The sequence below is a fragment of the Kribbella sindirgiensis genome, from assembly GCF_004331435.1.
Taxonomy (GTDB): Bacteria; Actinomycetota; Actinomycetes; order Propionibacteriales; family Kribbellaceae; genus Kribbella; species Kribbella sindirgiensis.
In genome coordinates this window covers 60,746-87,648 of the sequence record NZ_SJKA01000009.1, presented here as the reverse complement: position 1 = coordinate 87,648, position 26,903 = coordinate 60,746, and the positions used below count along the sequence as shown (strand labels likewise).

Annotated in this window: 29 protein-coding genes and 1 tRNA gene; 17 read left to right on the top strand and 13 right to left on the bottom strand. The window is 68.8% G+C overall.

The genetic code is table 11. From position 1 onward, the window contains the following. Positions 1 to 165: 165 nt before the first annotated feature. The 5 genes from E0H50_RS25410 to E0H50_RS25390 all read right to left on the bottom strand — a co-directional run bounded on the left by E0H50_RS25410 (position 166) and on the right by E0H50_RS25390 (position 3,518). Entirely contained in the window at positions 166 to 1,122 is a 957-nt protein-coding gene (locus E0H50_RS25410) for a type IV toxin-antitoxin system AbiEi family antitoxin domain-containing protein (RefSeq protein ID WP_131292868.1), read from the bottom strand. Between the two features lie 181 nt (positions 1,123 to 1,303). Beyond that, positions 1,304 to 2,071, bottom strand: a complete 768-nt coding sequence (locus tag E0H50_RS25405) for an MBL fold metallo-hydrolase (RefSeq protein WP_131292867.1) — start codon at positions 2,069 to 2,071, stop codon at positions 1,304 to 1,306. Continuing rightward, complete coding sequence (locus tag E0H50_RS25400; RefSeq protein ID WP_238151197.1) at positions 2,068 to 2,892, bottom strand: NUDIX hydrolase; 825 nt, start codon at positions 2,890 to 2,892, stop codon at positions 2,068 to 2,070. Before E0H50_RS25400 ends, E0H50_RS25405 begins: the two co-directional genes overlap by 4 nt. Positions 2,893 to 2,898: 6 nt before the next feature. Continuing rightward, positions 2,899 to 3,360, bottom strand: a complete 462-nt coding sequence (locus E0H50_RS25395) for a RidA family protein (protein WP_131292865.1) — start codon at positions 3,358 to 3,360, stop codon at positions 2,899 to 2,901. Further along, entirely contained in the window at positions 3,357 to 3,518 is a 162-nt protein-coding gene (locus E0H50_RS25390) for a Sp36 family protein (RefSeq protein WP_130386959.1), read from the bottom strand. The genes E0H50_RS25395 and E0H50_RS25390 overlap by 4 nt, the downstream gene beginning before the upstream one ends. Positions 3,519 to 3,568: 50 nt before the next feature. Here E0H50_RS25390 and bagA point away from each other — a divergent pair, with 50 nt between their 5' ends. The 4 genes from bagA (at position 3,569) to E0H50_RS25370 (ending at position 10,624) form a co-directional block, all read left to right on the top strand. Further along, complete coding sequence (bagA, locus tag E0H50_RS25385) at positions 3,569 to 4,519, top strand: ATPase BagA (RefSeq protein ID WP_131292863.1); 951 nt, start codon at positions 3,569 to 3,571, stop codon at positions 4,517 to 4,519. After that, entirely contained in the window at positions 4,516 to 5,637 is a 1,122-nt protein-coding gene (bagB, locus tag E0H50_RS25380; protein WP_131292861.1) for an ArsA family ATPase, read from the top strand. The genes bagA and bagB overlap by 4 nt, the downstream gene beginning before the upstream one ends. A 95-nt stretch (positions 5,638 to 5,732) precedes the next feature. After that, positions 5,733 to 8,084 (top strand): endopeptidase La, encoded by a 2,352-nt coding sequence (gene lon, locus E0H50_RS25375; protein ID WP_131292859.1) that lies wholly within the window; start codon positions 5,733 to 5,735, stop codon positions 8,082 to 8,084. A gap of 131 nt (positions 8,085 to 8,215) precedes the next feature. Continuing rightward, a complete protein-coding gene (locus E0H50_RS25370; RefSeq protein WP_131292857.1) occupies positions 8,216 to 10,624 on the top strand; it encodes a penicillin-binding protein in 2,409 nt (802 codons plus the stop codon). Positions 10,625 to 10,632: 8 nt separating this feature from the next. Here the strand turns inward: E0H50_RS25370 and E0H50_RS25365 are convergent, their stop codons facing one another. Continuing rightward, a complete protein-coding gene (locus E0H50_RS25365; protein WP_131292855.1) occupies positions 10,633 to 11,100 on the bottom strand; it encodes a GatB/YqeY domain-containing protein in 468 nt (155 codons plus the stop codon). A 26-nt stretch (positions 11,101 to 11,126) separates the two neighbouring features. On the opposite strand from E0H50_RS25365, the gene E0H50_RS25360 reads away from it, so the two are divergent. The 9 genes from E0H50_RS25360 (at position 11,127) to E0H50_RS25320 (ending at position 17,921) form a co-directional block, all read left to right on the top strand. Beyond that, positions 11,127 to 12,062 (top strand): metallophosphoesterase, encoded by a 936-nt coding sequence (locus E0H50_RS25360; protein ID WP_131292853.1) that lies wholly within the window; start codon positions 11,127 to 11,129, stop codon positions 12,060 to 12,062. Positions 12,063 to 12,086: 24 nt separating this feature from the next. Continuing rightward, positions 12,087 to 12,163: transfer RNA gene (locus tag E0H50_RS25355), tRNA-Pro, on the top strand. Between the two features lie 67 nt (positions 12,164 to 12,230). After that, positions 12,231 to 13,607: a J domain-containing protein gene (locus E0H50_RS43505; RefSeq protein ID WP_202868330.1), complete on the top strand. Its 1,377-nt coding sequence runs from the start codon at positions 12,231 to 12,233 to the stop codon at positions 13,605 to 13,607. A 4-nt stretch (positions 13,608 to 13,611) separates the two neighbouring features. Then, positions 13,612 to 14,241 (top strand): lipoyl(octanoyl) transferase LipB, encoded by a 630-nt coding sequence (gene lipB, locus E0H50_RS25345; RefSeq protein ID WP_131292852.1) that lies wholly within the window; start codon positions 13,612 to 13,614, stop codon positions 14,239 to 14,241. 9 nt (positions 14,242 to 14,250) lie between these two features. Next, positions 14,251 to 14,736 (top strand): hypothetical protein, encoded by a 486-nt coding sequence (locus E0H50_RS25340; protein ID WP_131292850.1) that lies wholly within the window; start codon positions 14,251 to 14,253, stop codon positions 14,734 to 14,736. Further along, positions 14,729 to 15,445 (top strand): carbohydrate-binding family 9-like protein, encoded by a 717-nt coding sequence (locus E0H50_RS25335; protein WP_131292848.1) that lies wholly within the window; start codon positions 14,729 to 14,731, stop codon positions 15,443 to 15,445. The genes E0H50_RS25340 and E0H50_RS25335 overlap by 8 nt, the downstream gene beginning before the upstream one ends. Before the next feature lie 43 nt (positions 15,446 to 15,488). Continuing rightward, positions 15,489 to 16,421 (top strand): tetratricopeptide repeat protein, encoded by a 933-nt coding sequence (locus E0H50_RS25330; RefSeq protein WP_165547295.1) that lies wholly within the window; start codon positions 15,489 to 15,491, stop codon positions 16,419 to 16,421. A 112-nt stretch (positions 16,422 to 16,533) separates the two neighbouring features. Continuing rightward, complete coding sequence (locus tag E0H50_RS25325; protein WP_131292844.1) at positions 16,534 to 17,289, top strand: CoA transferase subunit A; 756 nt, start codon at positions 16,534 to 16,536, stop codon at positions 17,287 to 17,289. Between the two features lie 2 nt (positions 17,290 to 17,291). Continuing rightward, positions 17,292 to 17,921 carry a CoA transferase subunit B gene (locus E0H50_RS25320; protein WP_131292842.1) on the top strand — a complete coding sequence of 210 codons (630 nt, stop codon included), beginning with the start codon at positions 17,292 to 17,294 and terminating at the stop codon, positions 17,919 to 17,921. Here E0H50_RS25320 and E0H50_RS43500 read toward each other — a convergent pair. Beyond that, complete coding sequence (locus E0H50_RS43500) at positions 17,911 to 19,128, bottom strand: alpha/beta hydrolase family protein (protein ID WP_131292840.1); 1,218 nt, start codon at positions 19,126 to 19,128, stop codon at positions 17,911 to 17,913. The genes E0H50_RS25320 and E0H50_RS43500 overlap by 11 nt on opposite strands. Positions 19,129 to 19,215: 87 nt before the next feature. Between E0H50_RS43500 and E0H50_RS25310 the strand changes: the two genes are divergently transcribed. Next, positions 19,216 to 20,109: a carbohydrate kinase family protein gene (locus tag E0H50_RS25310; protein WP_131292838.1), complete on the top strand. Its 894-nt coding sequence runs from the start codon at positions 19,216 to 19,218 to the stop codon at positions 20,107 to 20,109. A 113-nt stretch (positions 20,110 to 20,222) separates the two neighbouring features. Here E0H50_RS25310 and E0H50_RS44255 read toward each other — a convergent pair whose 3' ends face one another. Together E0H50_RS44255 and E0H50_RS25305 are read right to left on the bottom strand one after the other, a co-directional pair. Next, entirely contained in the window at positions 20,223 to 20,348 is a 126-nt protein-coding gene (locus tag E0H50_RS44255) for a hypothetical protein (RefSeq protein ID WP_272948520.1), read from the bottom strand. Positions 20,349 to 20,366: 18 nt separating this feature from the next. Beyond that, positions 20,367 to 21,050, bottom strand: a complete 684-nt coding sequence (locus tag E0H50_RS25305; protein ID WP_131292836.1) for an NUDIX hydrolase — start codon at positions 21,048 to 21,050, stop codon at positions 20,367 to 20,369. A gap of 76 nt (positions 21,051 to 21,126) precedes the next feature. Here E0H50_RS25305 and E0H50_RS25300 point away from each other — a divergent pair, with 76 nt between their 5' ends. Further along, on the top strand, positions 21,127 to 22,125 hold the full coding sequence (locus tag E0H50_RS25300) for an SPFH domain-containing protein (protein ID WP_131292834.1): 999 nt from the start codon (positions 21,127 to 21,129) through the stop codon (positions 22,123 to 22,125). Between the two features lie 23 nt (positions 22,126 to 22,148). Next, on the top strand, positions 22,149 to 22,997 hold the full coding sequence (locus E0H50_RS25295; RefSeq protein ID WP_238151196.1) for an NAD(+)/NADH kinase: 849 nt from the start codon (positions 22,149 to 22,151) through the stop codon (positions 22,995 to 22,997). Here E0H50_RS25295 and E0H50_RS25290 read toward each other — a convergent pair. Both E0H50_RS25290 and E0H50_RS25285 read right to left on the bottom strand, forming a co-directional pair. Next, complete coding sequence (locus tag E0H50_RS25290) at positions 22,946 to 23,995, bottom strand: hypothetical protein (RefSeq protein ID WP_202868329.1); 1,050 nt, start codon at positions 23,993 to 23,995, stop codon at positions 22,946 to 22,948. The two genes, E0H50_RS25295 and E0H50_RS25290, sit on opposite strands and share 52 nt — an antisense overlap. Before the next feature lie 34 nt (positions 23,996 to 24,029). Next, positions 24,030 to 24,776: an SDR family oxidoreductase gene (locus tag E0H50_RS25285; RefSeq protein WP_131292831.1), complete on the bottom strand. Its 747-nt coding sequence runs from the start codon at positions 24,774 to 24,776 to the stop codon at positions 24,030 to 24,032. Positions 24,777 to 24,865: 89 nt separating this feature from the next. Between E0H50_RS25285 and E0H50_RS25280 the strand changes: the two genes are divergently transcribed. Further along, positions 24,866 to 25,684, top strand: coding sequence for a helix-turn-helix transcriptional regulator (locus tag E0H50_RS25280; RefSeq protein WP_131292829.1), 819 nt, complete (start codon positions 24,866 to 24,868; stop codon positions 25,682 to 25,684). On the opposite strand, the gene E0H50_RS25275 is transcribed toward E0H50_RS25280, so the two are convergent. Both E0H50_RS25275 and E0H50_RS43115 read right to left on the bottom strand, forming a co-directional pair. Continuing rightward, positions 25,660 to 26,583, bottom strand: a complete 924-nt coding sequence (locus E0H50_RS25275; protein ID WP_131292827.1) for a hypothetical protein — start codon at positions 26,581 to 26,583, stop codon at positions 25,660 to 25,662. The genes E0H50_RS25280 and E0H50_RS25275 overlap by 25 nt on opposite strands. A 21-nt stretch (positions 26,584 to 26,604) precedes the next feature. Continuing rightward, positions 26,605 to 26,763 carry a hypothetical protein gene (locus E0H50_RS43115; RefSeq protein ID WP_165547293.1) on the bottom strand — a complete coding sequence of 53 codons (159 nt, stop codon included), beginning with the start codon at positions 26,761 to 26,763 and terminating at the stop codon, positions 26,605 to 26,607. Positions 26,764 to 26,903 lie beyond the last annotated feature (140 nt).

Sequence of the window (26,903 nt, the reverse complement as noted above, 5' to 3'; positions counted from 1 at the left end):
CCCGCCCCATTTGCCTGGCTGACCCACCAATTTGGCTGGCTGACCCATCAATTTGGCTGGCTGACCCACCAATTTGGCTGGCTGACCCATCAATTTGGCTGGCTGACCAGCGAGTTCGGGGGTTCCACACCATTGATAAGCGTGTGGAACCCCCGATCTGGTGGGTTACCCAGCCTGGTGCGTCTCGCGTGACCAGGCGAACGCCCGCCGGATGAGCATCGCCGTACGATCCGGATGCGCGAGATCCTCCCAGGTGAGCCTGACCACCTGCAGCCCCAAAGCACGCAGCCGGTCTTCGCGGGCCTTCTCCTGGATCAACACCACGCTCGACCCGTCGGTGTACTTCGACATTCCATCGAACTCGACGATCGTGCGATGCTCCGGAAAGTAGAAGTCGACCCGGCCGATGAAGCCGTCTGCGTCATGGAAGACCGCCTGAAGCTCCGGTACCGGGAGACCTTGCTGATGCATCAGCACCCGCAGCCGCGATTCGCCCACCGACTCCGCCAACGGACTCGCGAAGCCCAGTGCGGACCGGACGGTCGGACCACCGGGCCAGAACTCGGTCTGCGCGACCACGCTGCGCAACTGGGCATCAGGAACGAGGCGATTCCGCAGTACGGCGTCAGCGCTCACCACTGCGGCTTCGAAGGACGCCGTGGCCGCGGTCTCGACGAGGGACCGAGCGACCGAGGTGACCGTCAGGTTGTCGAACTCGATGACAGCGTCGCTGGTCAGCCGGCCATGGTGATGCCTGACCCCGGCGGCCGCGCCTGTACGGGCCGAATTCGACCTCGTCAGCTGCACCTCGTTGAGGTCCACGTCCCAGACCGGCACATTGTGGATGACGAGCGCCGAGTGGTGGCTGACTACCGCCGTACCGGGACGCATCGCGTTGACAGCCGCGTACACCAGCCGCCGGTGGAGCAGAAGTTGACGTTCCCATGGCGGCAGGTGCTTCAGGTCTGCGCGCTCGACGTACTGGCCGTGGCGAACTCGTTCCCACCGGCCGTCGCGCAGGCGGTCCTGGATCTGATCGGGCGTGTAGCCCGACCCGAGAGCCTGCCGGCGGCTGAACACGCCGCCTTGCTTGTCGGCTACCGCCTTCAGCCTGAGGTTCATGCCTCCAGCATCAACCGAGCCACCCAGTCCCGGGGCGCCTCCCGTCGCATCTGTGGATAACCCCAATTTGCCTGGCTGACCCACTAGATCAGGGGTTTATGACCCAGGTTCCGGGTCACAAACCCCCGACTTCGTGGGTCAGCCAGCCAAATTCGTGGGTCAGCCAGGCAAATGGGGTGGGTCAGCCAGCCAGGTAGTCGAGTTGGGCGCGGACGGAGCGTTCGGCGGCGGGCCAGAGGGTTTGGGGGACGTCGGCGTAGACGTGGGCGACTATGGATTCGGGGGTGGTGTGGCCTTCGGACAGGGCGGTTCGGACTTGGTTCAGGCGGTCTTGGCGGTGTTCTAGGTAGTACGTGAGGACTGCGGTGGGGTCGTCGATGACGGGGCCGTGGCCGGGGAGTAGGCGGAGTACGTCGGCGGGGGAGTTCGCGAAGGCTCGGAGGCGTTCCAGCGAGTCGAGGTAGGGGCCCAGGGCACCATCCGGGTACGCGACGACCGACGTACCGCGGCCTAGGACGGTGTCTCCGGTGAGGAGTGAGCCGTCCTGGGGTAGCCAGAAGCAGACCGAGTCGAGGGTGTGGCCGGGCGTCGGGAGGACCTCGATCCGGAGGCCGTCGGCGGTGATCACGTCGCCCTCGGACAGGCCGTGGGCGTGGTCGGTGGGGATGCGGAACTCGGGATCCACCGCGCGTACGCCGCAGCCGGCCTGGTTGGCGAACCACGCCGCGCCCTCGGAGTGGTCCGGGTGCTTGTGGGTCAGCAGTACGACGGCGACCTTGCCCGCCGCGTCCAGGACCGCGCGGAGGTGGTCCTCCAGCATCGGGCCGGGGTCGACGACCACCGACTGCTCCGCCTCGGGAGCGCGGAGGATCCACGTGTTGGTGCCGTCCAGCGTCATCGGGCCGGGGTTGTCGGCCCGCACCAGGGTGGCGTACTCGGTGACGTTCATCGGGTCTCCAGATAGGCCTGGTCGCCGTCGACGCGCACGGTGGGCATGATCGCCCGGATCTCGCGCTCACCGGCCGCGCTCAGGATCGCCGCGACGTCGCCGTACCGCGAGAGTTCGTGGCAGCAGATGTACGTCGGGGGCAGCATCAGCATCTCGCCCGCGTCGACGGAGGTGACCGCGTCCGCCGGGCGGATCCAGGTGACCTGGTCGGACTCGCTCGTCACGTCGCGGGTGACCTGGCCGGTGGGGAGTGCGGCGACGAAGAAGGCGGTGTCGTAGCGCTTGGGCTCGAACTCCGGGGTGATCCAGTGTGTCCAGGGGGCGAGGAGGTCGGCGCGCAGGAGGAGTCCGCGGCGGTGCAGGAACTCCGAGAACCCCAGCTCGCGGGTTTCCAGGGCGACCCGGTCGGTCTCCCAGTCGGCTCCGGTGGTGTCGGCGACGACCGACTCCTTCGACGGTCCGGCGAGCAGGACACCCGATTCCTCGAAGGTCTCGCGGACGGCGGCAGCGACGTACGCTGCCGCCGTCTCCGCTGAGCAGCCGAGCCGCTCACCGAACCACTCCGGCGAAGGCCCCGACCAGGAGTCCGCAACCGTCGAATCCGTCGCGTCGACCCGTCCCCCCGGAAACACCGTCATCCCAGCTGCAAACGCCATGGTCCGCTGCCTCCGCAGCAGATACACCTCCGGGCGCTGTGCATCGCGGAGGAGGATGACGGTGGCGGCGGGGCGGGGGGTTGCCGGGGTGCGAGTGCCCTCGGCGTACTCGAGGGCCACCTCGGCCATCCGGCCGGTCATCAGCTGCGACTTCAGGTCCCGCACGAGCGGTCAGCCGACCTCGACGATCAGTTCGATCTCGACCGGGGCGTCGAGCGGGAGGACCGGGACGCCGACGGCGCTGCGGGCGTGCTGCCCGGCGTCGCCGAAGACCTGGCCGAACAGCTCGGAGGCGCCGTTCGCGACCTGCGGCTGGCCGGTGAAGTCCGGCGTGGAGGCGATGAACGCGACCGCCTTCACGATCCGCTTCACGTTCCCCAGGTCGCCGATCTCCGCCTTGACCGCGGCCAGCGCGTTCAGCGCGCACTGCTGGGCGCACTCGCTGGCGACCTCGGCCGTGACCGCGTCGCCGACCTTGCCGGTGGCGATCAGCGTGCCCTCGCGCAGCGGCAGCTGGCCGGACGTGTAGACCAGGTCACCGGTCCGGACGGCCGGGACGTACGCGGCGACCGGCTTGGCCACCTCGGGCAGCTTCAGGCCGAGCTCGGCGAGCTTCTCCTCGGGGTGGCTCATTTGTCCTCGATCTCCCGCTTGAAGTAGGCGACCAGGTTCTCCGGGTTCATGCCCGGGACGACCTGGACCAGCTCCCAGCCGTCCTGGCCGAAGTTGTCCAGGATCTCCTTGGTCGAGTGGACCAGCAACGGCGCGGTGAAGTACTCGAACTTCTTCATAGGACGGGACTCTAACGGTGTGTCGTGCACCACGCCCTACCCTGGGACCTATGGCGCGACTGCACGTGGTGACCGGCAAGGGCGGCACCGGGAAGACCACCGTCGCGGCCGCCATGGCGCTCGCGCTGGCCGAGCAGGGGAAACGGATCCTGCTGGTCGAGGTCGAGGGCCGTCAGGGTCTCGCCCAGCTCTTCGACGTACCACCCCTGCCGTACGTCGAACGCCGGATCGCGCACGGCCCCGGTGGCGGTGAGGTGTTCGCGCTGGCCGTGGACGCCGAGGCCGCGCTGCTGGAGTACCTCGACATGTACTACCACCTCGGCCGCGCCGGGAAGGCGCTCGAGAAGGTCGGCGCGATCGACTTCGTCACCACGATCGCCCCGGGACTCCGCGACGTACTGCTCACCGGCAAGGTGTACGAGGCCACCCGCCGCAAGGTGAACGGGAAGCTCGCGTACGACGCGGTGGTGGTGGACGCCCCGCCGACCGGGCGGATCGCGCCGTTCCTGAACGTGAACACCGAGGTCGCCGGGCTGGCCAAGGTCGGGCCGATCCGCAACCAGGCGGACGCGATCATGGGGATGTTGCGCTCGGACATCACCCGGATCCATCTGGTCACGCTGCTCGAGGAGATGCCGGTCCAGGAGACCCTCGACGCGGTCGGGCACCTGGAGGCGCTGGACCTGCGGATCGGGTCGATCGTGGTGAACCTGGTCCGGAACAGCCCGCTCGACGACGACGCGCTGGCCCTTGCAGTGAAGGGGAAACTGCCCACCGCCGAGCTGACCAGAGGGCTGAAGGCGGCCGGGCTCACGATCGGCGACGACCTGGTGGAGACGCTCGCGCGCGAGGCGCACGACCACGCGATCCGGGTCGGGCTCGAACGCGAGAACCGCGACCGGATCGATGCCCTGGGCAAACAGGTGACGGAGCTGACCCTGCAGCCGGACGGGATCGACCAGGGCGTCCTGCTGGATCTGGCCGAGGAGTTCCGCGGATGAGTGAGCTCGATCTTGATGCGTTGATCGACGATCCGTCGACGCGGATCGTCGTGACCTGCGGGTCCGGGGGTGTGGGGAAGACCACGACCGCGGCGGCGCTCGGGCTGCGGGCGGCGGAGCGGGGGCGGAAGGTCGTCGTCCTCACGATCGACCCGGCCCGGCGGCTCGCGCAGTCGCTGGGGCTGACCGAGCTCGACAACACCCCGCGTGCGGTGGCCGAGGTGAACGCCAAGAACGGCGGCCGGCTGGACGCGATGATGCTCGACATGAAGCGGACGTTCGACGACGTCGTGCTGCAGCACGCGACGCCGGAGAAGGCGGAGCAGATTCTCGCGAATCCCTTCTATCAAGCGCTTTCCTCGTCGTTCGCCGGTACGCAGGAGTACATGGCGATGGAGAAACTCGGGCAACTGCACAAGCAGGCCGAGCGGACCGGCGAGTGGGACCTGATCGTGGTGGACACTCCCCCGTCGCGGTCGGCGCTGGACTTCCTGGACGCGCCGGAGCGGTTGGCGTCGCTGCTCGAAGGCCGTTTCCTCCGGCTGCTGCTGGCGCCGGCGCGCGGACCGTTCAAGCTGATGTCGGCCGGCGTGAACATGGCGATGTCGGTGCTGAACAAGGTCCTCGGCGCCCAGGTGCTGACCGACGTACAGACGTTCGTGGCGGCGTTCGACACGCTGTTCGGTGGGTTCCGGCAGCGGGCCGAGCAGACGGTCGCGCTGCTCCGGGAGCCGCACACCTCGTTCCTCGTCGTGGCCGCGCCGCAGAACGATGCGCTCCGGGAGGCGTCGTACTTCGCGGAGCGGCTGCGGGCCGAGGGAATGCCGCTGGCCGGCGTCGTGCTGAACCGGGTGACGAACACGCAGGCGCCGGAACTGTCGGCGGAGCGGTCACTCGCCGCGGCCGAGAAGCTGGAGGAAGCGGACAAGTCGCCGCTGACGGCCGCCGTACTGCGGTTGCACGCGGACAAGATGCAGCAGGTCGTCGGCGACCACAAGCGGGCCGAACGGTTCCGGCGAGGTCACCGCTCGATCCGGACCGTCGAGGTGCCCGCACTGGCCGACGACATCCACGACCTGGCCGGTCTGCGCCGGATCGGCGAGCTGCTGACCGCCTGATTTCACCCTCAGCGAACGCTCCAGAGCGCCGGGAATTACTTGCTTACACCCGTGGTTGAGCCCATCAGACTCAACTTGGAAAAGGGTGTGACAGCGTGACCGATACGTTGAATCTTCCGGTACTGCCGCTGGACGACGTCGTGGTCCTGCCGGGAATGGTCGTGCCGGTCCGACTCGCCGACAGCGAGGCCCGGGCGGCGATCGACGCCGCGCAGGCCGCGGGTTCGGACCAGGTCCTCCTGGTGCCGCGGCTGGACGGAAAATATGCCAAGGCCGGGGTGCTCGGTGAGATCGAGCAGATCGGCAGGCTGCCGGGCGGTGCCCAGGCGGCTGTGATCCGCGGGGCCCAGCGGGTCCGCATCGGCGCCGGGACCACCGGCCCGGGTGCGGCGCTCTGGGTGGGCGCGACGGTGATGTACGAGATCACCGACGACCGCTCCGCCGAGCTGGCCCGCGAGTACAAGACTCTGACCACCTCCGTGCTGCAGCGTCGCGGCGCGTACCAGGTGATCGATTCCATCAAGGGTGTCGACGACCCGGCGGAGCTGTCCGACCTGGCCGGCTACGCGTCGTACCTGAGCAACGAGCAGAAGTCCTGGCTGGTCGAGAACGCGAACGTTTCCGAGCGGCTGGAGAAGCTGATCGGCTGGGTGAAGGACCACCTCGCCGAGCTCGAGGTCTCCGAGACGATCCAGAAGGATGTCCAGGAGGGTATGGAGAAGCAGCAGCGGGAGTTCCTGCTGCGCCAGCAGATGGCCGCGATCCGCAAGGAGCTGGCCGAGCTCGACGGCAAGGCCGAGTCCGAGGAAGAGGACTACCGGGCCCGTGTCGAGGCGGCCGACCTCCCCGAGCACGTGAAGAAGGCGGCGCTCTCCGAGGTCGACAAGCTGGAGCGGACCTCGGAGCAGTCTCCCGAGGTCGGCTGGATCCGGACCTGGCTGGACACCGTCCTCGAGCTGCCGTGGAACGAGCGGACCGAGGACAGCTACGACATCCGTGAGGCGCGGGCCGTGCTGGACGCGGACCACGCCGGCCTGGACGACGTGAAGCAGCGCATCACGGAATACCTGGCCGTACGGCGTCGTCGTGCGGACCGTGGTCTCGGTGTCGTCGGCGGTCGCCGCAGTGGCGCCGTACTGGCTCTGGTCGGTCCTCCTGGTGTGGGTAAGACCTCGCTGGGTGAGTCCGTGGCGCGTGCGATGGGCCGGAAGTTCGTCCGGGTCGCCCTGGGCGGTGTCCGCGACGAGGCCGAGATCCGTGGTCACCGGCGGACGTACGTCGGTGCGCTCCCGGGCCGGATCGTCCGGGCCATCACCGAGGCGGGCTCGATGAACCCTGTCGTACTGCTGGACGAGATCGACAAGGTCGGTGCGGACTACCGGGGCGACCCGACGGCCGCGCTGCTGGAGGTCCTCGACCCGGCACAGAACCACACCTTCCGGGACCACTACCTGGAGGTCGAGCTGGACCTGTCCGACGTGGTGTTCCTGGCCACGGCGAACGTGCTGGACTCCATCCCGGCGCCCCTGCTGGACCGGATGGAGCTGGTGCAGCTGGACGGGTACACCGAGGACGAGAAGGTCGTCATCGCCCGTGACCACCTGCTCCCGCGTCAGCTGGAGCGGGCGGGCCTGACGGCGGACGAGGTGACCATCGAGGACTCGGCGCTCCGGGTGCTCGCGGGTGAGTACACCCGGGAGGCCGGCGTACGGCAGCTCGAGCGGTCGATCTCCCGCGTACTGCGGAAGGTGACTGCCAAGCTGGCTCTCGGTGAGGACCTGGGCAGCGTGACGATCGGTGGGACCGGTCTGAAGGAGTACCTGGGGTCGCCGAAGTTCACACCGGAGTCGGCGGAGCGTACGGCGCTCCCGGGTGTGGCGACCGGACTGGCGGTGACCGGTGCGGGTGGTGACGTGCTCTTCGTGGAGGCGTCGCTGGCCGACAAGGAGACCGGCGCGACCGGGGTCACGTTGACCGGGCAGCTGGGTGACGTGATGAAGGAGTCGGCACAGATCGCCCTGTCGTACCTGCGCTCGCACGGCGCGGAGCTGGGGCTGCCGGTCGGTGACCTGGCCGAGCGGAACGCACACATCCATGTGCCGGCCGGTGCCGTCCCGAAGGACGGACCCTCGGCGGGTGTGACGATGACAACGGCGCTGGCGTCGCTGCTGTCCGGGCGGCCGGTCCGCTCGGAGGTCGCGATGACCGGTGAGGTGTCGCTGACCGGACGGGTGCTCCCGATCGGCGGGGTGAAGCAGAAGCTGCTCGCCGCGCACCGGGCCGGGCTGACCACGATCCTGATCCCGAAGCGGAACGAGCCGGACCTGGACGACGTACCGGCGTCCGTGCTCGCGGAGCTAACCGTGCACCCGGTGAGCGACGTCCGTGAGGCGCTGGAGCTGGCCCTGGAGCCGGCCGAGGTGCAGGCACACCAGTACGCCGCGTAACGACGTACCGGACGAGGGCCCGAGCGATGGCTCGGGCCCTCGTCCTTTTGGATGAACTTTGTCCAGACAGAGTGACCGAACTCACAGCCGCAGCGGTAACCCGAATCAGCGGTCACGTAGTCTTAACAACCATGCGCGTCAGGGAAAAGGGCGACCGGGGAGTCGTCCAATCTGTGGTTCTGTTCCTAGGGGTGAGCGTGCTGTCGGGGGCCTTGGCCGCCGGTCTCGCCATCCCGTTCGCCGGCCTCGCCGGATTCACCACGGAGAAGACTTCCGACACGCTGCAAGACCTGCCGCAGCAGTTCGACGAGGTGCCGCTGAAGCAGAAGAGCACCATCCTGGCCGCGGACGGGTCGGTGATCGCCACACTCGCCGAGCAGAACCGGGTCCCGGTCAAGCTCAAGGACGTCGCGCCGATCATGCAGAAGGCGATCGTCGCGATCGAGGACGACCGCTTCTACGAGCACGGTGCGCTGGACGCGAAGGGCACGCTGCGCGCGCTGCTGCAGAACCAGTCGTCGGGCTCGGTGCAGCAGGGTGGTTCGAGCATCACCCAGCAGTACGTGAAGATCAGCCTGGTGGAGAAGGCGAAGACGCCGGCCGAGGTGGCCGCCGCGACCGCCGACACCTACCAGCGCAAGGTCGCCGAGCTGCGCTACGCGATCGCGGTCGAGAAGCAGTACTCGAAGAACGAGATCCTGGAGAAGTACCTCAACCTCGCCAACTTCGGCGACGGCGCGTGGGGCATCCAGGCCGCCGCGCAGCACTACTTCTCGGTGAACGCCTCCCAGCTGACGCTGCCGCAGGCCGCGATGCTGGCCGGCCTGGTGAAGAACCCGACCGGCTACGACCCGACCAACAACCCCAGCCGCGCCAAGGAGCGCCGCGACGTGGTGCTCCGCCGGATGCTGCAGCTGAACGTCATCTCGGTCTCCCAGGCCAACTCGGCCCTGAAGACCCCGGTCATCGACCCGAACAAGGTCCGCCCGAACAAGCTCGGCTGCGCGAACGGCCCGTACCCCTTCTACTGCGAGTACGTCGTCGCCGAGCTCGAGGACAATGCGGCCTTCGGTAAGACGAAGACCGAGCGCGCGAACTACATCAAGACCGCCGGCCTGACGATCCGCACCTCGCTCGATCCGAAGATCCAGGCCGATGCGCAGCGGTCGATCGACACCCACTCCAAGCCGACCGACCAAGCGATCGCAGCGATCACGATCGTGGAGCCCGGCACGGGTCTGGTGAAGGCGATGGCGCAGAGCCGCAAGTACGGCAACAAGCGCGGCCAGACGGCCTACAACTACAACGCCCCGAAGACGTATCCGGGCGGGTACGGCGGTTTCCAGAACGGTTCGACGATGAAGGCGTTCACCATCGCGGCGGCGATTCAGAAGGGCATTCCGCTCAACTACAAGATCAACTCGCCGAGCCCGCTGCCGATGGGCGGCCAGAAGTTCAGTACCTGCGACGGGACCTACACGACGGAGAAGGGCTACAGCCCGAAGAACTCGACCAGCAACGTCTCGGATCCGAACATGATCCAGGCGGCGCAGAAGTCGACCAACACCTACTTCCTGCAGCTCTCCCAGCGCACCGGCCTGTGCCCGATTGCCAAGATCGCGGCAGCCCTGGGGATGTACGACGCGCAGAGCCTCGGCGGGCTCGACCAGGTCGCGTCGATGACCCTCGGCGTCGGTTACATCACGCCGCTGCAGCTGGCGAACGCGTACGCCGCCTTCGCCGCGCGCGGTATGTACTGCACGCCGTGGGCGGTCACCACGGTCAAGGACTCGGCCAACAAGTCCGTCAGCATCCCCGGCGCCAACTGCAAGCAGGTGCTCGCACCTGAGGTCGCCGACGGCGTGAACGCGGTGCTGCACGAGGTCATGGAGCCGAACGGCACCGGCGGCAAGCTGAAGTTCGGCAAGAGTGACCTGGCCGGCAAGACCGGAACCATTCAGGACGCCAAGGCGGTCTGGTACGCCGGCTACTCGACCAAGCTCGCCGCGGCCGCGACGGTGGCCGACGCATCGCTGCCGTACACCAAGCTGCAGAACCAGACACTGAACGGGAAGCGCATCAACGACCCGTCCGGCTCCGGTACGGCCGGCCCGATCTGGGAGGCCGCGATGAAGGCCGCCCTGCAGGGCTACCCGACGACCCGCTTCGTGGCGCCGACCGACAAGACTCAGCGCGGCGACGTGAAGAGCCTGCCGTTCGTGAACGGCATGAACCCCGAGGACGCGGCGAACAAGCTTCGCCAGGCCGGCTTCGAGGTCGCGATCGCCTCCGGCACGGTCAACTCCGAGGAGACCGCGGGCACCGTCGCGTACACCGACCCACGGCAGCGCGACGGCGCCCCGGACGGTTCGCTGGTGACGATCTACGTCTCCAACGGCAGCAAGAGCAAGCCGACAACACCGACGAACACGACCAAACCGCCGGGCACGACGAAACCACCCAGCACCCCGACCACCCTCAACCCCAACTGCCCGCCCTGGAACCCTAAATACCCCAACTGCGGCGGCCGGGGCCGCTAGGCCGGCGGTCAGGCGCCGAGCTGGCGCTTGACCTCGGCGGAGACGACGGAGCCGTCGGCCTTGCCCTTGACCTTGGGCTGCAGGGCGCCCATCACCTGGCCGATGCCGCGCGGGCCGAGTTCGGCGGCGCCGGTGGCAGCGATGGTTTCGGTCACCAGGGCCTTGATCTCGTCCTCGGAGAGCTGCTCGGGCAGGTAGTCGGCCAGGATGTCCGCCTCGGCCTGCTCCTTCTCGGCGAGCTCGGCGCGGCCGGCGTCGCGGTAGGCGACCACGGACTCGCGGCGCTTCTTGGCCTCGGAGCTGAGTACGTCGACGATCTCGGCGTCGGTGAGCTCACGGGCCTCCTTGCCGGCCACCTCCGCCTTGGTGATCGCGGTGAGCGCCATCCGCAGGGTCGACTTGCGGATCTCGTCGCGCGCCTTGAGGGCGGCGGTCATGTCGTCGTGCAGGCGCTGCTTCATTCCGGAGTTGGACATGACCATGATTGTGGCAGGCTAGTGAGGTGAGCTTTGCCAGGACCGCCCTCAAGACCACAGCGGTGACAACCGCCCTAGGCGCCGCTTGTGTTGCGTATGCGGCCGCTGTCGAGGTGCGGTGGTTCACGCTGCGCAGAGTGACGGTGCCGGTGCTGCCCGAGGGGACCGCGCCGCTGAGAGTGCTGCACCTGTCCGACCTGCACCTGATGCCGACGCAGGAGAAGAAGATCCGCTGGGTCAACGAGCTGGCCGCGCTCGAGCCGGACCTGATCGTCAACACCGGCGACAACCTCGCGAGCGAGTACTCGGTCCCTCCGCTGCTCCGCGCGTACGGCGATCTGCTCGATCTGCCCGGCGTGTTCGTGTTCGGCTCCAACGACTACTGGAAGCCGCACTTCAAGAACCCCGGCAAGTACCTGCTGCCCGCGAACAAGCAGCGCCACAAGCCGCACGGACCCGACCTGCCGTACGAGGAGATGCGCCGCGCGTTCAGCGGCGCCGGCTGGACCGACCTGAACAACGCCAAGGCCACGCTGAAGGTGAACGGCCTGCGCCTGGACTTCGCCGGCACCGACGACCCGCACATCAAGCGCGACCGGTACGACGAGGTCGCGGGCGAGATCGACCCGACGGCGGACCTGTCGATCGGCGTCACGCACGCGCCGTACCAGCGGGTCCTGAACGGCTTCGTCGGCGACGGCTATCCGCTGGTCCTCGCCGGGCACACGCACGGCGGCCAGCTCGCGGTGCCGTTCTACGGCGCGCTGGTGACCAACTGCGACCTCGACACGTCCCGCGTGAAGGGTCTGTCGACCTGGGGGTACGACGGCCGTCAGGCAGCGCTGCACGTGTCGGCAGGGCTCGGTACGTCGCCGTACGCGCCGGTCCGTTTCGCCTGCCGTCCGGAGGCGACGTTGCTCACCCTCGTCCCGCGCAATAACCCGATTTCGTCCGGACGCTGAGCCCATGTAAGCTACTCGCGACTTCGGGCTGTGGCGCAGCTTGGTAGCGCGCTTCGTTCGGGACGAAGAGGTCGCAGGTTCAAATCCTGTCAGCCCGACCACCATTGAGGGTCAGTCACTGCGGTGACTGACCCTCAATGCGTTCTGTCGTGTCGTGGAGGTGCTGGGGTGGGCGGGGCCGATCACTACGAAGTGCTGAACGTCGAGCGCACGGCCAGCGCCGCCGAGATCAAGACCGCGTACCGGAAGCTGGTCCGTCAGGTGCACCCGGACCAGGGCGGCAACGCGGCGCTCTTCCGCCTCGTGCAGGAGGCCTGGACCACGCTGTCGGACCCGGTCAAGCGCGCGTCCTACGACCGCCTGCTCGCCGGTCAGTCGACCACCCGCGAGCCGGATCCGCGGCCCCGACCCGATCCGCGGCCCGAGCCCGATCCGCAGCCCGAGCCGGAGCCCACCTGGACCTGGTCGACCGACCAGCCCTGGTCGAACGAGCCGTCGAGCGAGCAGCCGTCGAGTGAGCAGCCGGAGCAGTCCAGGACAACCGGCGAGCGGGTCCAGCCGGCCAGCACGGGCCCGATCCACGCCACCCCGACCTTCGGCCGCTGGCGAGTCCCCGCCCTCGTCGCGCTGACCGCCTTCGCCGCCCTGATCATCTGGATCCTCGTCACCACCGACTACAACGGCTTCTGGGACGTCGTCTTCGGCGTCGGCACCGCCGCGATGATCGTGGTCGCGATGCCGCCGCACTGGAGCCGACGGGTGCCTCTCGGCGGCCTGTTCAAGGTGCTGGGCGTGCTCACGGCGGCCTTCCTCTTCGTGGCACTGTTCCTGACGTTCAACCCGTTCGCGGCGAGCGGCGTGTCCACGGCCGGCCGGGTTCTGCTCGTTGTGGTGGTCGCCGGTCTGATCGTCGTACGGATCCTCACCGGTCGGTGGTCGAAGGCGCATGCGCTGGATCAGGCGATCGACCGGACCGCGGCGTACGAGTTCAACCTGTGGGGCCGGCCCGGCCAGCCGCTCATCGACGACGCGCTGGCGGCCCCGATCTCGGCGTACGACGTGCTCCTGCAGCGGCGTACGGCCAACCTCCTCGACCCTGTGCTCGGAGCGCTGCCGGCCGCGAAACTGGTCCACGGTGCACAACTCGGTGCCGTCGCCGTCGATCACATGCTGCTCAACGGGCACCGCGTCGCGCTGATCGTCTCGATCGTGGGACCGCCCGGCGCATATTCCCTCGACGCCTACGGGTCGCTCGTCTTCAACGGTCAGCCGATCGACAGCCCCGCGCCCGCGCTGGAGGCCGCTGTCACCGCCTGGAGCGGGCGGCTCCGGACAGCTCAGGTGCGCGGCTTCCTGATCGTTCACCCGAACGTGGACGGGCAGGGCGGAATCATGACGCAGGGCGCCTCCGAGGCCGCCGTGACGTGCCTGTCGGCCCGGTCCGCCGACCGTGAACTCCTCAACTGGCTGGAGCCGGAGGGCAACGTCGTCGATCGCCGCCTGCTGTACGACGTCCTGCGCCGCGCGCCGTACGGCCTAATCTGAACGTATGCAGCGGGTTGATCTCGGTGAGGTGGAGTACGACGTTGCCGCGAAGGACATGCGTGGCTGGGTCGAGGAGCGTGTCGAAGACAGGGCAGAGGACCGCCTGTTCCTGCTGAGCCATCCGCCGGTGATCACCTACGGACCGCGGACGGTTCTCGACGACCTGCCCGCGGAGGCGGCCGCGATCCCGTCTGTGCAGGTGGATCGCGGCGGGTTCGCGACGTACCACGGGCCCGGCCAGCTGGTCGGGTACCTGGTGATCAACCTGCGTCAGCGCGGGCCGGTCGACATCGTGCGCTGGGTCGAGAACGGTCTGATCGATGCCCTCGGGTCGCTCGGCTTCCCGCTGGTCCGCCGGGACACGCCCAAGGGCGCCAGCAGCCTGGTCGGAGTCTGGACCGAGGACGGCCGGAAGCTGTGCTCGATCGGCATGCGGATCCGGCGCGGCGTGACCAGTCACGGGTTCTCGGTGAACGTGGACCCGGACATGACCGTATTTCACACGTTCACCAGCTGCGGGCTGCACGACGTCACGATGGTCTCGCTCGCCGAGCTGGCCGCGGAACAAGACCTGGCCGCGCCCACCGACGCCGACGTGCGCGACGCCATCGCGAACAGCCTCGGAGCCCGATAGCCTGCCGAAATGAGTCAGGAGGACGACGGCGACCGGATGCCGGATGATCTGGAAGCCGCGCTGGAGGCCGCCGACGACGAGGCCGAGGAGGCCCGTCCGGGGCGGTACGACGCGCCGCCGCTGCCGCCGGGGCTGATTCTGGCCGTTGTCGGGCTGCTGTGCGGGTTCGCGACTATCGCGCTGGTGTGGCTGAGTGAGCGCGGCTGCGAGCGGTTCCGGGACACCACGAACTGCGGCGCCCTCGGGCTGCCGCTGCTGATCGTGATCGTGGTCGTCACGATGGTGCTCGGCGGTACGGCGCTCAGCCGGCTGGCGATGCCGCACCCGAAGCTGATCCCGTTCCTCGGCGTCGCGTTCATGGTCGCGCTGGTCGTGGCGTTCCTGACCGGCCACCTGGACTCGCCGTGGATCCTCGCCGTCGTACCGGTGCTGACCGCCGTGACCTTCCTGCTCGCCAACCTTCTCGCCCGACTGCTGGAGCGTGCCGATGCCTGACCTGCCCGTCTACGAGTGCCCGCGGACCGCCACCACGCCGAATCTCGACGGCACCCTGACCGACCCGGCCTGGGAGACCGCGCCGTGGACGACCGGCTTCGTCCCGATCCACGACGGCCCCACGCCGCGGTTCCTGACCCGGGCGAAGCTGATGTACGACGACCAGTACCTGTACGTCGGCGGCCTGCTCGAGGAGCCGCACGTCTGGTCGACGATGACCGAGCACAACAGCAAGCTGTTCCACGAGAACAACTTCGAGCTGTTCCTCGACCCGGACGGCGACGGGCAGAACTACTACGAGTTCGAGATCAACCCGCTCGGGACGATCTGGGAGCTCACCCTGCCGAAGCCGTACGTCGACGGCGGCGTGCCGATCGACCCGACGAACCTGGCCGGTCTGCGGACCGCGATCCACGTCGACGGCACCCTCAACGACCCGTCGGACACCGATACGGGATGGTCGGCGGAGATCGCCGTACCGTGGGCCGAGCTCGCGCCATATAACAAAAACACAGCCAACAAGGGGCGGGGGACGAAGTCCCCGAACCCGGGTGACGAGTGGCGGATGAACCTGATGCGCTGCGAGTGGCCGCACGAGGTCGTCGACGGCGCGTACGTGAAAGGCGACGACTGCGAGTTCTGGGTCTGGTCGCCACAGGGCATCGCCGACATGCACCGCCCGGCCACCTGGGGCATCCTCCGTTTCTGACCCCGTGACACGGCGTTAACACGGGCGAGCGACAATGAAGCACGTGAACTTGGGGGGCTCCGGCGAACCACACAGTCTGGAGGCGGACCAGGTCGTCAGCGCGATCGAGCGCGCGTGTGAGAGCGACCTACGGACCGCCCTACGGCTGGTTGCGCGTTATTCGGCGTACTGGTGGTCGAACGGGCTCCAGGACGAGGCTGCGGCAGCGGCAGAGCGGGTGCTCAGCATGCTCGGCCGGACCGTCCCGGTCGGGCTGGACGAGGAGTACCTGCTGGCCGTCATCCACGGTGCTGCATCGGCCGAGCAGGAGCAGGTGGAGCTGGCCCAACAGATCGTGCTGACCTCGACCGGCCCGTTCCGGTACTCCGTGACGGTGCTGCTGTGGTCACTCGTGTTCGGACCGTTTGAGCCGGCTGCCGTGGTCGAGGACGTACTGGAGCGCAACGAGGCCGGTGACGCGTGGACGCGCGCAGCCGTCGAGCTGTGCCGTGGCTACCCCGGTCTGACGACGGCAGCACCGGATGACGCGGCACAGAGCCTGCGTACGGCGCTGGGCCGCTTCCGGATGCTGGAGGACCGGTGGGGCATGTTCCTCGCCCTCAGCTCGCTCCGGCACGTCCTAGACGAGCCGCTGGACGCCACCACCGAGGCTCTGGAGCTCGCCGAGCACCTGTGCCTCGCAGACGAGACCGCACTGCTCCTGTGCGAGCGTGCGGAGCTCTACCGACGGCAGGGGAAGCTGGAGGACGCACACGCGGACTACAGCCGGGCCCTGTCGATCGGAGAGCACGCCGACCAGCCCGAGACCGTTGCGGCGGCACGGGTCGGTCTAGCGCGTACGGCGCGCGGCTCCGGCAATCTCCCGGCCGCCCGCGCGCACCTGTCCGCCGTACTCGCCATCCCCGAGCTGGACGACGCCCACTACGAGGCGCTGCACGAACTGGCGCTGCTGAATGCCTCTGAAGCGTCGGCGTAGCACCTGACCACATACCCGAGTGGTACCACTCACATCGCGGGACACGGGTGGGCTGGTTAGAGTCGGAGCGAATCGGCAGACAACAACACCGGCCACTGCAACGGAGCAGCTGATGGACAAGACGTACGGGTCGCCGCGGGAAGCGGTGGCGGACATCGGGGACGGCGCGAGTCTGGCCGTCGGCGGCTTCGGGTTGTGCGGTAACCCGATGCAGCTCATCAGCGCCCTGCACGACAAGGGGGTCTCCGGGCTCAGCGTCGTGTCGAACAACTGCGGCGTCGACGACTGGGGACTCGGCATCCTGCTCGCCGACAAGCGGATCGCCAAGATGACGTCGTCGTACGTCGGGGAGAACAAGGAATTCGCCCGGCAGTTCCTGTCCGGTGAGCTGGAGGTCGAGCTGACCCCGCAGGGCACGCTGGCCGAGAAGCTCCGGGCCGGCGGCTGCGGGATCGCCGCGTTCTACACCCTGGCCGGCGTCGGGACGCAGGTCGCCGACGGCGGGCTGCCGCAGAAGTACAACGCGGACGGTTCGGTCGCGAAGGCGTCGGAGCCCAAGGAGACGCGGGAGATCAACGGTACGACGTACGTCCTGGAGGACTCGATCACCACCGACTTCGGGCTGGTGCACGCGCTCAGGGGCGACACCCACGGGAACCTGGTCTTCGACCGCAGCGCGCGGAACTTCAACCCGCTGGCCGCGATGGCCGGCCGGGTCACGATCGCGCAGGTCGAGGAGCTGGTCCAGCCTGGTGAGCTGGACCCGGACTCGATCCACCTGCCCGGTGTTTACGTCCAGCGCGTGGTTGCCGTCGGCAAGGACATCGAGAAGCGGATCGAGAAGCTGACCGTTCAGAAGGGGGCTTGAGCATGCCACTGACCCGTGAGCAGATGGCGGCCCGGGCCGCGGCCGAGCTCGAGGACGGCTCGTACGTGAACCTGGGCATCGGCCTGCCGACCCTGGTCCCGAACTACATCCCGGACGGCGTCACCGTCGTCCTGCAGTCCGAGAACGGCATCCTCGGCGTCGGCCCGTACCCGGTCGAGGGCGAGGAGGACCCGGACCTGATCAACGCCGGCAAGGAGACCGTCACGACGCTGCCCGGCGCCTCGTTCTTCGACTCGTCGCTGTCCTTCGGGATGATCCGCGGCGGCGCGATCGACGCGGCCATCCTGGGCGCCATGCAGGTCTCGGCCAAGGGCGACCTGTCGAACTGGATGATCCCCGGCAAGATGGTCAAGGGGATGGGCGGCGCGATGGACCTGGTGCACGGCGCGAAGAAGGTGATCGTGCTGATGGAGCACGTCGCCAAGGACGGCTCGCACAAGATCCTCGCCGAGTGCGACCTCCCGTACACCGGCCGCGGCGTCGTGAACCGGATCATCACCGACCTCGCCGTCCTGGACGTCACCGACGACGGCCTGCAACTGGTCGAGCTCGCCGAAGGCGTCACCTTCGACGAACTCCAGGAGAAGACCGGCGCCCCGATCAAGCAATGAACTTCGTCTCCGGCAGCGCGTGGGCCCAGTCGGACGGGCGGTGCCGGAGATGCTGGTCGAAGAACGCTGGGATATAGGTGCGCAGGGCGCGCAGGACCTGGTCTGTGTTCGCCGTACCGATGGTGTTCGCGATCAGTTCCTCCGGGACGGTGAAGAAGCGCTGGAACCAGGGGATCAGTGCCTGGTAGTCGACGAAGCTGTAGTGGCGGCCGTTCGGGAGGTTCAGGTCGCGCTTCCAGCCGGTCGAGTGGTCCCAGAACAGGCCCCAGGACGGGTCCGTGCGGTGGTCGTGCGGGCCGGGGCCGATCGCGCCCGAGCCCATCAGGAGGAACGGGCGGTTCGTGCCCTTCGCGACGGTCGGAGCGTCGGCGGGGTCGTCGTACCCGTAACCGAGTTCGCCGTCGAGGTCGATCGCGGCGCGGATCCGCGGGTCGGCGACGAGCAGGTCGATCGAGCTGAGGCCGCCGGCGGAGTGGCCGTACGCCCCGATCCGGTTGAGGTCGAGGATGTCGCCGAGGCCGGTGGGGAGGCGGCGGTGTTCCGCGTCCGGGTTCTTGCCGCGGGCGAGAAGGGTGAGGCTGTCCAGGACGAAGCGCAGGTCGGCGAACCGGGTCGTGCGGGCGAGCATCGCGTACGGCGCGGGCGGCAGGGTCTGTACTTCGAGCCGGTTGCCGGGGAACTCGACTCCTGAGACCTCGTACGTGTGGTCGACGGTCACCACGACGTACCCGCGGCTGGCGAGCTCGGCGACGCTGATCGACGCGAGTCCTCGTGGTACGCCGAAGCCCGGTGAGAACAGCACGACCGGGCGCTTGCCGCGGCAGACCGGGGCGAGGAGGCCGGCGTGGCTCTTGGCGCCGGCCCAGTCGATTGTCCCGACGGGTTGCTCGAGGGCGATCGCAGCGCCTTCGCCGAACACCTCGGCGGTCAACGGCGGCAGGTACGGCGCGGGCGCGGTCAGCCGACTCGCCGGGTACCAGACGCTGACCATCAGCTCCCGCGAACGCCCGGGAACGAACGGGTCGTCACGACCGGCGTCGACCAGATGCATCTCGGTCGTCCCAACCGCGAACGGACCGGTCGGCCGCGGCAGCCGAATCCGGACGGGCTCAGGTGCCCCGGTGCTTGCTCCCGCTGTTCGCAGGGCGGTGAGACCGGCCAGTGGTGCGAGGGCGGCGGAGGTGAGGAGAACTCGTCGGTTCAGCATGGTCCGACTGTGCCTGGAGACCAACTATCCGTTCAGCTTGCGAAAGACATCTGTGATCCCTGGCGAAAGTCGGGTATTACGGGACGGGTGGAGTTGGATGTGCTGGTCATCGGCGGAGTAGGCATCGACACGATCGTGCGGGTGCCCAGCCTGCCGTTGGCGGACGTGGACACGGTTCCGGTCGAACCGATCGAGTCGTACCTGGCGCACACCGGTCACGGCGTCGCGCTCGGCTGTCACCTGCTCGGACTGAACGCCGGGCTGGTGGACGTGATCGGCGACGACCCCGAGGGCGCGCGGATCCGCCGTACGTACGACGAACTCGGCATCCCGCTGCGCGTCGTCCTGCACCCGAGCGGCACCCGCCGGTCGGTCAACCTGGTCTCCCCGGACGGCCGCCGGCTCTCGATGTACGACGGCCGCCACCCGCACGGCCTCCGCGTCGACCCGAACCTCTGGCGCCCGGTGATCCGGCACGCGCAGCACGTGCACGTCTCGATCATGGACTTCGCCCGCGACGCCCTCGGGGACGCGATCGCCGCGGACCGTTCGATCTCCACCGACCTGCACGACTGGGACGGCCGCAACGACCACCACAAGGACTTCGCGACCGCGTCCGACATCGTCTTCGTCTCCGCCGCCGCCCTGCCGCCCGACGGCGTCGACTGGATCCTCGCCAACGGCCGCGCCGACGTCGTGGTCGCCATGGCCGGCGCCGACGGCAGCTACCTCCACGTCCGCGGCGAACCCGTCCGCCACTTCCCCGCGATTACCTTCCCCGACCGCCCCGTGGTCGACACCAACGGCGCCGGCGACGCCTACGTAGCCGCCTTCCTGGCCCGCTACCTGGACGGAGCCCCCTGGCAAGCCGCCGCCACCGCCGGCACCGTAGCCGCCGGCTGGGCCTGCACCTCCCCCGGCACCCACACCAACCTCATAACCGCCGAAGACCTGGCCCTCCGCACCAGAGAGCTCGGATGAACCTACGTGGATCGAGGTGACGGCCTGTATAGTGGTGCCTAGCTCAGGGCAGTAGCCCTCGGGAAGTGAACCCGGCAGTCATCCGGACGGTTGGCGAGCCGGGTTTCGCGCGTCTAGACCCGGATCACGGTCGAGTACGGCGCGACCAGGGCTGGCTCGGCCAGTTCGCGTGGCGTGCCACGGGCCGGCGGGCCCTTGAACAGGTTCTTGCCTGTCGAACCGCACGCCTTCCTGTCCACCCGCCCCGACCTGTCACTTCAGGTGCGGGTCATGGGTGGGTGGAGGGTGGTGGCTGTGCCTCGGTGGAAGAGTTGGGCGGGGCGGCCGCCGTCTCGGGTTGTGGTGGTGCCGAGGGGGGCTACGAAGTTGGGGGTTTTGGTGACTTTGCGGTGGAAGTTTCGGGGGTCGAGCGGGAGGCCCCAGACTGCTTCGTAGACGCCGCGGAGTTCGGAGATCGTGAACTCCGCAGGGCAGAACGCGGTGGCCAGGGGTGAGTACTCGAGTTTGGCGCGGGCGCGTTCGACGGCGTCGGCGAGGATCCGGTGGTGGTCGAACGCCAGCCTGCCGGAGTCGTCCAGTACGTCGGTGGCGTCGACCCAGCTCGCCGACGCGGCGTCGGAGCCCGCGACGGGCGCGGGCAGGTCGGGTACCAGGGCCAGGTACGCCACACTGACCACCCGGCCACGCGGGTCGCGATCGGGAGCGCCGTACGTCGCGACCTGTTCCAGGTGGATCCGCTCCGCGGACAGGCCGGTCTCCTCCGCGAGTTCGCGGCGGGCGGTCGTCTCCAGATCCTCGTCGGGCCGCACGAACCCGCCGGGCAGCGCCCACCGGCCCTGGTACGGCGGGATGCCGCGGCGGATCAGCAACACCTGGAGGCGGCCGTCGCGGACGGTCAGGATGACCAGGTCGGTGGCCAGGCCGAGTGGCTCGAAGTCCATCGTCACACTCTAATCGTCATCTTGACGAGAAGTCACTCGACCCCTTATCGTCATAGTGACGACAAGGAGAACGAAGATGGCAGACATCACCCGGTTCCGGTTCATCAGCCACCTGCGCGCCAACCCGACCACCCACGTGCGGCACCTGCGCAACGGCAAGGTCGCGCACGACGGCGCCGGCCAGGCGTTCTGGTTCCGGGCCCTGAACTCGTCGCTGAGCGAGATCCCGGTGGACGACCGCGAGCAGCCGCTGCTGTTCCACGGCCGCACGCAGGACTTCCAGGACGTCGCGGTGCAGGCCACGGTCACCTACCGGGTGACCGACCCGGCGCTGGCCTCGGCCCGGCTGGACTTCGGCATCGACCCGGATACCGGGCTCTGGCGGTCGACTCCGCTCGAGCAGCTCGGAGGGTTGCTGACAGAGCTGGCGCAACAGACCGCACTCGATCTGCTGGCCCGGATGACGCTCACCGAGGCGCTGTCGGAGGGTATGACTGCGCTGCGTCAGGCGGTCGGCACCGGGCTACGGGAGGACCAGCGGTTGACCGGGCTCGGGATCGGCGTCGAGGACGTGCGGGTGGTCGCCGTACGCGCGGAGCGGGATGTGGAGAAGGCGCTGCAGACGCCGACGCGCGAGATGGTGCAGCAGGCCGCGGACAAGGCGACGTACGAACGCCGCGCGATGGCCGTCGAGCGCGAGCGGTCGATTGCGGAGAACGAACTGCAGAACCAGATCGAGCTCGCCCGGCGCGAGGAGCAGCTGGTCAACCAGCGCGGTCAGAACGAGCGCATGCGTGCGACCGAGGCCGCAGCGGCCGGTCAGATCGAGACGCAGGCGGCGGCCGGTCGTCAGCGCGCGCTGGCGGAGGCGGAAGCGGATGCCAAGCGGGCGATCGGCGCGGCGGAGGCTGCGGCCGAGAAGGCCTTGCTGGAGGCGTACGCCGAACTCGACCAGGCAACGATCCTCGCGCTCGCCATCAAGCAGGGCGCCCTACCGGAGATCGGCACTCTCAACCTGACCCCGGACCTCATCACCCCACTCCTCACCAAGCTCACAGCAGGAGCAGACGCGTGAGCCTTCCGCCTCGGGCAGTGATTGTGCATCGGGCGACTGAGTTGACGGAGTTGGTTGCTCGGCATGGGACGCGGCAGCAGGCTGGGTTCTTCCTGGCTGGGCGTGGGCGGGATCTGGCGGAGTTGGATGCGCGACACCAGGCGCAGCAGGACGCGCTGGCGACCGTGTCGGCGGCGATTCCGCTGGACTGGCGGCGTGCGGTTGCCGAGCGCAACGACCTGGACAGGTTCGGGTTCGGGCCGGAGGACGTGGTGATCGCGGTCGGTCAGGACGGGCTGGTCGCGAACGTGGCGAAGTACCTGGACGGCCAGCCGGTGATCGGGATCAACCCCGAGCCGGCCCGCAACCCCGGCGTACTCGTCCCGCACGAGCCCGCCGCGATCGCCGATCTCCTGTCCGAGCGTCAGGTCGCCGAGCGGACAATGGTTGCCGCGAGCACCGACGACGGCCAGCAACTGATCGCGCTGAACGAGGTGTACGTCGGCCACCGGACGCACCAGTCCGCGCGCTACCGGCTGAGCTCTCCTGACGGACTACCCGAGCGGCAGTCCTCATCCGGGATCCTCGTCGGCACCGGCACCGGATCAACCGGCTGGTGCCGATCGGCATGGCAGGAACGCCGCAGTCCGTTGGCCCTGCCAACGCCACTCGATCCGATGCTGTGCTGGTTCGTCCGCGAGGCCTGGCCGTCGCCGGCGACCGGCACCGACAACACCGAAGGGTTGCTCAATGCACCGGATACGTTGACGATCACGGCCGAGTCGGACCTGGTCGTGTTCGGTGACGGAATGGAGTCCGACACCTTGAGCATCGGCTGGGGTCAGCGGATCGAGATCGGCGTCGCCCCGGTCAAGTTGCACCTGGTGGTCTGAATCGTGGCGTGCCACGTGGAGTACAGTCGCCGCGCCGACCCACCGATCGGCCCGACCGCGTTGAACACTGCTCCCCGGCTAGCCGGCTTGGCGTTCTCGATCGCGTCGACGGCCTGCTCGGGCGCGGCGATCGTCGACGAGCAGACGTCCAGGATGTAGTCCGGCACCTGCAGCTTGGGGTCGACGCAGCCGACCAGCGGTACGCCGACCGCCGCGACGATCGGGAACACCGTGCCGGGGATCCCCACCGCGCATTCCACGGTCGCCGACTCCGGCACCGAACCCAGCGCGCTGATCTCGTACTGCTCCCAGAGCGTCCGGTCCTCCCGCGGATGCAGGCCGACCACGATGTGTTTGCCCGCTGCCTCCAGCTTCGCGGCCGCGTCGAGCAGCAGCTGCGTGCCAGGCGCCGCGTCGCCGGTCTGGTCCGGGTGCGTGACGCTGGTCAGCACGAGCACCCGGTCCTTCCGCGGCGCGTACGCCGGCAGGTTGTCGGTCTGCGCCGACCCCACCATCCGCACGCGACGCCGCCAGCCCAGGTACGCCGCGAACACGTCCGACTCGGCCGGCGACGCGGCCGTCACGAGCTCCAACCGCGACCGGAACTCCTTGGCCCGCGGCGCCTCCACCGGCTTGAGATACGCCAGCGAGCTGGCCGCCATCGGCAACCGCTTCAACGCCGCCGCGACGTCTGCGGGCCAGTCCGAAGCGCCGTTCACCACCAGCAGATCAGCCCGCGGTACGTCGTTCAGCGTCGCGACCGGCACCGGGTCCCCAGGCTTGATCTGCGTCAGATCCGGAACGACCTGCACCAGCTCCCACCCACGCCGCACAGCCTCGGCCAGCAACGGCTGCGCGTGATAGGTCCCCCACGGCTCATTAGTTGCCAACAGCACCCGCGTCTTCCGCGGCCGAGCAGCGAGCGAAAGCCCCGGCGTCGCCGCAAGCCCAACCCCGAGTGCCCCGGCCTTCAATACCGTACGTCGCGTCGCAATCATGCCCGCGACCCTACGAATCCCCGGTGAACAAACGCTAGACCTCCTTCGACGGCTGGATGATCAGGTGCGGGAGATTCACGTTGCGTGGGCGGCCGGCGACGTAGGCGATCAGGTCGGCGACCTCGGTGACGGGTACGGCCGGGAGGGTTGCGCGGAGGTCGTCGACGGCCGCCTGGAGTTCGGGCGGGAAGCTGTCGGCGAGTTCGGTGCCGTCGATCATGCCGGGCTCGAGGTCGGTCACGCGGATCCCGTCGCCGGCCAGTTCGGCGCGCAGGGTCCGGGTCAGGTGGCTGACGGCCGCCTTCGAGGCGCCGTACACCGCCATGCCGGGGTTGATGTGCTCACCGGCCAGTGACGACACGTTGATCAGATCGGTCGTGCGGGCCGCGGCCGACCGGCGCAGGGCCGGCAGGAACGCGTGCGTGACGTTGATGACGCCGGTCAGATTCACGTCGACCGTCCGGCGCCACGCGTCGATCGGACCATCGGCGAACGGTTCCACGTGCATCAGGCCGGCGTTGTTCACCAGCAGGTCGACGTCGCCGAACTGGCTCTGGACGTGGGCGGCGGCCGCGGCGACGGACTCCTCGGAGGTGACATCGGCCGGTACGACGAGCGCCGTACCGCCGGCCTCCGCGATCTCGGCGGCAACCTTCTCGAGCCGGTCGCGGCGCCGGGCGAGGAGTGCGACGGACGCGCCGTCGGCGGCGAGACGAGTGGCGACGGCGGCGCCGATTCCGCTGGCGGCGCCGGTGACAAGGGCGATGCGTGCTGTGGTCATGGATTCAGCCTCGCCGGGATCGCGCGGGGGCAGGAGATCCGCCTCCACCGTAGGTCTGGCAGTACCACCCAGTCGGCGATACTGGTCCGATGAGCGCGCGGCCGCGGCTGGGAGAGTTCCTGCAGACCCGACGCGCCCGGGTGCGTCCCGAGGACGTCGGCCTGCGGCCGGGGCACGACCGGCGGGTCGCAGGGCTGCGTCGCGAGGAGGTCGCGCTGCTGGCCAGCGTCAGCGTCGACTACTACATCCGCCTCGAGCAGGGCCGCGCCGGGAACCCGTCGACCGCTGTGCTGACCGCGGTCGCCGACGCGCTGCGGCTGGACCAGGCCGAGCGTGACCACCTCCGCCAGTTGGCTTGCTCGGCGCCGCCCGCAGTACCGCCGACGGCGCCCGTACGGCCGCAGCTGAAGGCGATGATCGAGGCGATGCCCGGGCCGGCGATCCTTGTCGACCGGCTCAGCAACGTGCTCGCCTGGAACGCTGCCGCGCTGGCGGTCGTCGCGGACTTCAACGACTCGGCCCAGCGCAACCTCGCACGCCTGTACTTCCTGGACCCCAGCTCACGCGAGTACTACGCCGACTGGGAGACCGTGGCGCAGGACGCGGTCGCACTGCTCCAGCGGGCCGCCGCGGAGTACGCCGACGACACGGAGCTCGACGATCTCGTCGACGAGCTCCGCACCGCCAGCCCCGACTTCGACCGGTTCTGGACCACCCAGAACGTCCAGAACCGGTCGCACTGCCCGAAGACCCTCAACCACCCGACGGGCGGCGAGCTGACCTTCACCTTGGAGTCACTGCAACTGCCTGGCGACGACGGTCAGTACGTCATCACCTACACCCCTGCCGACTCCGCCACCACGACCTGGCTGACCGACCGTCATCAGCCTCCGTTCAGCGGGTCGTAGGCCGGGGTGAAGCGGAAGTACTCCCAGTCGGTGAAGGCGCCCGGGGCCTTGCCGAGGCTCTTGATGACGGTCGACGCGCCGTTCGCGTGGCCGACCGCGTACAGGTAGGCGGTCTTCGTGTCCTTGTCGATGCCGAGCAGGATCGAACCGGTCTTGCCACACGGCGCCGCGACGAGCTGTTCGAAGATCTGCCAGCTCGACGTCCGTACCGGTGTGATGACCGGCTTCAGCGGGACGCTGGTCGGGATCTTGACCGTGTACAGCCCGCCCGCGCGGTTGTTCGCCAGGAACATGTCGTACGTCGGTGTCGTGGCGATCAGCGCGAACGACTTCATCGTGCTCATCCCGGTCACGTACCCGGTGTTGCGGAAGCCCTTCCCGACATCGGTCCAGCGGCCGAACTTCCCGTACATGTCCTGCGAGTACAGCATCGTCCGGGTCGGCTTGCTGGTCGCGGAGGCCTTGTACTGCGACTGGATCAGGAACCGGCCGCCCCACCCGTTCCCGATCCGCTTGAACACCGGCGTACCGACGAGCTTCCCGTCGCTGCCGATGGTGTACGTGCTCTCCATCAGGTAGCCGGCGCCCCAGACGACCTTGCCGCTGCGGGTCGTCCGGCCGTTGCCCGCGGGGACCGCGGTGAACGCGGTCGGATTGCTCACGGCGTAGTTCGTCGTCGTGTACACGCCCGGGGTCTGCAGTGTCGGACTCACCGTCGGCGGCGCGGTCGCGGTGACGACCCGGCTGTTGACGTTGGACGACGAGTCCCACGACCCCAGCCCGAGCGCGCAGGCTGCCGCAGCCGCGCTGGGTGTGGCAGCGGCCGGTTGGACCACAGGGCCGAGCGTCAGGGCAAGCCCGGCGGCGCCGACGAGCCCAAAGGCCTTACGGAACATCATGCGGATTCCTTTCGGAGGGGGTCAGTCGCCGTTGGCGACGTCGAACTCGGGGATCGGGACCCAGCGGAAGTAGACCGGGTCCGCGAAGGTCGCGGGGACCTGGCCGCGGGACTGGATGACCGTCGACAGGCCGTTCGCGTGCCCGGTGTAGCCGCTGACGTAGAGCGCGTCGCCGATCACGACGTACCCGTAGTGGTCGGTACCGGACTGCGGCCAGGGCAGTCAGTCGTCGGTTCATGTCGCCCCTCTCAGAAGATCTGATACGAGGCGGGTACGGAAAGTTGCGGGTGAAGTATTACCCGTGCTGTTCACGAAAGGTG

What these genes read in the sequence shown, in the direction of transcription:
- E0H50_RS25335 (WP_131292848.1), top strand. Translation starts at nt 14,729, where the DNA reads ATGCCTGACCTGCCCGTCTACGAGTGCCCGCGGACCGCCACCACGCCG.
- E0H50_RS25300 (WP_131292834.1), top strand. Translation starts at nt 21,127, where the DNA reads ATGGCAGACATCACCCGGTTCCGGTTCATCAGCCACCTGCGCGCCAAC.
- E0H50_RS25390 (WP_130386959.1), bottom strand. Translation starts at nt 3,518, where the DNA reads ATGAAGAAGTTCGAGTACTTCACCGCGCCGTTGCTGGTCCACTCGACC.
- E0H50_RS25280 (WP_131292829.1), top strand. Translation starts at nt 24,866, where the DNA reads ATGAGCGCGCGGCCGCGGCTGGGAGAGTTCCTGCAGACCCGACGCGCC.
- bagB (WP_131292861.1), top strand. Translation starts at nt 4,516, where the DNA reads ATGAGTGAGCTCGATCTTGATGCGTTGATCGACGATCCGTCGACGCGG.
- E0H50_RS25365 (WP_131292855.1), bottom strand. Translation starts at nt 11,100, where the DNA reads ATGTCCAACTCCGGAATGAAGCAGCGCCTGCACGACGACATGACCGCC.
- lipB (WP_131292852.1), top strand. Translation starts at nt 13,612, where the DNA reads ATGCAGCGGGTTGATCTCGGTGAGGTGGAGTACGACGTTGCCGCGAAG.
- E0H50_RS25320 (WP_131292842.1), top strand. Translation starts at nt 17,292, where the DNA reads ATGCCACTGACCCGTGAGCAGATGGCGGCCCGGGCCGCGGCCGAGCTC.
- bagA (WP_131292863.1), top strand. Translation starts at nt 3,569, where the DNA reads ATGGCGCGACTGCACGTGGTGACCGGCAAGGGCGGCACCGGGAAGACC.
- E0H50_RS25410 (WP_131292868.1), bottom strand. Translation starts at nt 1,122, where the DNA reads ATGAACCTCAGGCTGAAGGCGGTAGCCGACAAGCAAGGCGGCGTGTTC.
- E0H50_RS43500 (WP_131292840.1), bottom strand. Translation starts at nt 19,128, where the DNA reads ATGCTGAACCGACGAGTTCTCCTCACCTCCGCCGCCCTCGCACCACTG.
- E0H50_RS25325 (WP_131292844.1), top strand. Translation starts at nt 16,534, where the DNA reads ATGGACAAGACGTACGGGTCGCCGCGGGAAGCGGTGGCGGACATCGGG.
- E0H50_RS25340 (WP_131292850.1), top strand. Translation starts at nt 14,251, where the DNA reads ATGAGTCAGGAGGACGACGGCGACCGGATGCCGGATGATCTGGAAGCC.
- E0H50_RS25285 (WP_131292831.1), bottom strand. Translation starts at nt 24,776, where the DNA reads ATGACCACAGCACGCATCGCCCTTGTCACCGGCGCCGCCAGCGGAATC.
- E0H50_RS25275 (WP_131292827.1), bottom strand. Translation starts at nt 26,583, where the DNA reads ATGATGTTCCGTAAGGCCTTTGGGCTCGTCGGCGCCGCCGGGCTTGCC.
- E0H50_RS25370 (WP_131292857.1), top strand. Translation starts at nt 8,216, where the DNA reads ATGCGCGTCAGGGAAAAGGGCGACCGGGGAGTCGTCCAATCTGTGGTT.
- E0H50_RS25395 (WP_131292865.1), bottom strand. Translation starts at nt 3,360, where the DNA reads ATGAGCCACCCCGAGGAGAAGCTCGCCGAGCTCGGCCTGAAGCTGCCC.
- E0H50_RS25305 (WP_131292836.1), bottom strand. Translation starts at nt 21,050, where the DNA reads ATGGACTTCGAGCCACTCGGCCTGGCCACCGACCTGGTCATCCTGACC.
- E0H50_RS25290 (WP_202868329.1), bottom strand. Translation starts at nt 23,995, where the DNA reads ATGATTGCGACGCGACGTACGGTATTGAAGGCCGGGGCACTCGGGGTT.
- E0H50_RS25405 (WP_131292867.1), bottom strand. Translation starts at nt 2,071, where the DNA reads ATGAACGTCACCGAGTACGCCACCCTGGTGCGGGCCGACAACCCCGGC.